Consider the following 3,774-nt stretch of genomic DNA (forward strand, 5'->3'; position numbering starts at 1 on the left):
GTTGGGGTGACGCTGAATTGAAGCAATTTACCGGTGGCGGCATCCACTACCGGGAAATACATCAGCGAGAGATCGGACCGGTAAGCCTCGTGTCCGCCGATACCTTCGTAGTCATTCAGAAAATCGCCGCAGCCGTAAATAATCGGTCTTTCCCGGTAGACCTCGATGCCCTTCACGTGGTGCGAGGAGTGGCCGTGCACCACGTCGATTCCTGCTTCGTCGATAAGGCGATGCGCGAACATGCGCTCTTCCTTCGAAACGCTAAAGCCCCAATTTTCGTCCCAATGCACCGAAAACACAGCGATATCCCCTTTTTGCTTTTGGCTCAGCACCTGACGCTTTATTGCGTCAATAGCACGCTCGGAGAAATCTCTCAGAAAATTTACGCCAGATTGTTTTTCGGTTGCCGCCCAACCGCGAGCTACACCGCTGCTCGCCATAGCGAATGCGAATACCAGTACCCTGCCCCGCCCCCGCACTTCAATACACGCCGGTGCCGACGCCTCGTCCTGGTTGCGTCCCGCTCCCGCAGTATGCAGCTTCACCTGGTGCAGTGAGTCCAAAGTTTCGAACAGCCCACTGCGTCCCCAATCCAGCACATGATTGTTGGCTAACACGCAGCAATCGAGTTTAGCGGCAGAAAGGCACGGCGTGTTTGCGGGGTTCATGCGGTAATGGATTCCTTTTCCCGGCCAAGCGTCTTCGCTCCCCGTAACGGCCGTCTCTAAATTGATTATTCGCACATCCGGATCAGCTCGCTCGAATTCTTCTAGGGCATCTCCCCAAACGTAAGCAAAGTCGACAGGTTTTTTTACAGCGCCGCTGGCCGTTTCGGCCAGTTCAACGTAATCAGTCGCCAAGCCAACGTACGGCTCAAACAGATGCGGCTTGCTCGGGTGCGGCAGAATTTGGTCAATACCCCGACCTGTCATAACGTCGCCACATAGAAATAGCTTCATATAAAGCGGCAAATTGAGAAGAGGATCGAACGACAGCTGAACGCAGATTCTGGCAAGTGTAACAAGACATTCAGTACTGCCCCTATCCTATCGGCTGTCTTGCGGTGGCTGTTCACACGAAAACGATTCGCACCCTATAGTAGCCTGAGGCACTGCGCTGAGCTATAATTTTCGAAAGGCTGTTCCTTCACTCGGATGCTGCTATGAAACTTGCGATTTTGTCGCTACTCGTCTTTTTCCTTCCCGCGGTCGCAGACGCTCAAACGGTATACGAATCGAAGGACAAACAAGGGCCCGTATTTTCCGATACACCAAGCCCCGGGGCTCAGCCAATTGATGTTCCGCCGCCAAACGTTGTCGGAACCCCGACTCAAGTGGAACAGCAGTCGAATCAGTCTACTCCGGGCTACACTGCTTTAACGATTCTTTCACCGCAAGATCAAGGCACTGTGCATAGCAATACCGGTGAGTTCCAGGTCAACTTAGGCCTTACCCCGGCCTTACAGAATGGCAATGCGATCAGTGTTTCTTTGGACGGGACAACATTGCCTACACTGCGCAACTCGCTTCAGTTCAATATTAGCTCCGCCGAATGGCAGAGCGCGGCCACGGACAATACAATGCATGAGCTTAAAGTGGCTGTTTTGGACAGCGCAGGCAATACACTGATCGCGGCACGCCCGGTGAAGTTCTATGTGCACCGCGCGGCCGTGGGCGGATCAGATGAAGAGCACAGGTCCGGTCGCTGACATCCGGGTTTAAGATATCTCCCGCCTAGCAACACGGGATCGGCTGCCCGGTTCGAAGACCAATCCGTACGTCAGATTATTTGTTCCGGATGACGGGGGTACTGCGCAACTGTTGTACGCGCAGCAGCTTATACCTGGGACATTCTAATGTTTGCGAGCGCCAGGCGATCGACAAGAGTGCGCATCAGCGCGCGCGCGAAGCGGAGTTGGCAGCCGTCACTTATGCGCTCCAAATCGGCGCTCTTAAGCTCGGCAATCACCACTTCGGTTAAAGACTCGACGGTAGCCTGGCGTGGCAGCACACCGCCTCGAATATAACTCATTTCGCCGAAACACTCGCCGCCCTTGAGGGTGCCGAGGAGGCGTCCATGCTTTGTCACCTTGACCTGTCCTTGTGTCAAAAAATATAGGCTCTGGCCTGGCTCATTTTCACGCAGGATCGCGCTCTGCGCGGGCAAGCGGCGCCATTGGCTCACGTTGACCAGTTCCCAGATTTCGGTATCGCTAAGCTGCTTTAGAACCTCCATTGCCCTCAACGCTGGAAACTTTTCGCTGTCCGGTATTTCCTGGTCGTAAACACTGAGCTGTCCGACCTTTGCCAGCTCAAGTGCGAAATCAGCCCAGCCGGGATAACGGTCCTGTGGGTTTTTCTTGAGGGCTAACAATAACACGCGATCCAAATCCGGGCTAAGCGAGGGCCGTAGCGAACTTGGGGGCAACGGCTCTTGATTGAGGATCATTTGAAAAAGAGACGACATACTCTTTGCGGTGAAGGGTTGCTGGCCCGTCAAAAGTTGGTATAGCACAACGGCCAATGAGAACATATCGCTGTGCTGTGTCAGCGACTTTGCGCTGATCTGTTCCGGCGACATATAAGCGGGCGAACCGATGTTCAGAATCTGCGTCGATAGGCCCTTTTGAAGGTAGGCCGCGCCGAAATCGGTGACTTTCACTTCGGTATTGCTTACAACCATGATGTTTGCGGGCTTGACATCGCGATGCACGATACCCTGGCGCGATGCGTAATCGAGTGCGCCACAACATTTAAACCCGATCTCGATTACGTCCTTGATCGGAAGCAAACTTTGGGCGCGGGTAAACTTTGCCAGGCTCCCACCAGCCACATATTCCATAACCACATAATTGCAGTCCGTGCCTACCTGCGCGTCGATAATTGAAACAATGTGAGGGTGTATAAGCTTTCCGGCGAGAGAAGCCTCATTCAAGAACTGCTTGCGGAGAACCCTGCCCTGTGTCGGATCCTGGAATACGTTGGGGTCAATCAGTTTTACTGCCACATTGGAATTGGCAAAGGGGTCAACTCCAAGATATACCGTGCCTAAGGTGCCTTTGCCGAGTAGCTTTTTGATCTCGTATTTGCCAATGCGCTCCAGCCTGGATTTCGCTTGGCTCTCTGCAAAGGTGGTCATGTGCTTCCCATTGAATCGGTTGCTTCGCGCATTGCCGCGGTCAAAACTCTTTGGCCCGAGACGGTCTTGAACCCGTGCATGCGTCATGCGGGACCTCGGTGCCACGGCCCGCATTATTAATGTAGCAGCGTGTATTTTAAGAAGAATGTGAAGTAATTCACATTAAGAGGTCTATATCTTTAATGACCCACCGGTCCCCGGAAAGTAATAAATTTCGGGGCACATCGTACAGCAGCGCTTAGTCTAGGATTTCTCTCGAATTTTGTGAGCAGGCCGGCATTCGCTTCCCGTTGGCTCGGGCACGCAAGCCGAGTTCAACGGCCAGGAAAATCAAGCGGGCGGCCGCTTTCCCAGTTGACTGAGAAATTCATCGACAGTATTGAGATGCTGTGCCCAAGTCGTCGGACGGTAATCAGCGATCCGCTCGAGCTGGGCCCTCCTCCGGGCGCTATGCGCGTCGGTGTATTCATCAACCAGCTCCATCCAGCGTTGCGCATCGAGTGGATTTGCGTATTCTGGAATTGCTCCCGCGAATTCACGAAACACCGGTAGATCGCTTGCTATTACCGGCACGCCCAGTGACAGCGCCTCAGACACCGGCAGGCCGTGGCCCTCGGCGAATGACGGATACAATAG

General features: G+C 53.8%; 4 protein-coding genes. 1 reads left to right on the forward strand and 3 read right to left on the reverse strand.

The window, feature by feature from the left end; all coding sequences use genetic code 11:
- The coding region (locus VLV32_08960) for a CapA family protein (GenBank protein HUL42015.1) at positions 1-932 on the reverse strand (932 nt) is incomplete at its 3' end.
- Between the two features lie 230 nt (positions 933-1,162).
- Between VLV32_08960 and VLV32_08965 the strand changes: the two genes are divergently transcribed.
- A complete protein-coding gene (locus VLV32_08965; protein ID HUL42016.1) occupies positions 1,163-1,708 on the forward strand; it encodes a DUF4124 domain-containing protein in 546 nt (181 codons plus the stop codon).
- A 128-nt stretch (positions 1,709-1,836) separates the two neighbouring features.
- Here VLV32_08965 and VLV32_08970 read toward each other — a convergent pair whose 3' ends face one another.
- Together VLV32_08970 and VLV32_08975 are read right to left on the reverse strand one after the other, a co-directional pair.
- Positions 1,837-3,138, reverse strand: coding sequence for a serine/threonine-protein kinase (locus VLV32_08970; protein HUL42017.1), 1,302 nt, complete (start codon positions 3,136-3,138; stop codon positions 1,837-1,839).
- A gap of 330 nt (positions 3,139-3,468) precedes the next feature.
- A partial coding sequence (locus tag VLV32_08975) for a glycosyltransferase (protein ID HUL42018.1) occupies positions 3,469-3,774 on the reverse strand: 306 nt, incomplete at its 5' end.

The sequence above is a fragment of the Burkholderiales bacterium genome (assembly GCA_035518095.1).
Taxonomy (GTDB): Bacteria; Pseudomonadota; Gammaproteobacteria; order Burkholderiales; family JAHFRG01; genus JAHFRG01.

What these genes read in the sequence shown, in the direction of transcription:
- VLV32_08965 (HUL42016.1), top strand. Translation starts at nt 1,163, where the DNA reads ATGAAACTTGCGATTTTGTCGCTACTCGTCTTTTTCCTTCCCGCGGTC.
- VLV32_08970 (HUL42017.1), bottom strand. Translation starts at nt 3,138, where the DNA reads ATGACCACCTTTGCAGAGAGCCAAGCGAAATCCAGGCTGGAGCGCATT.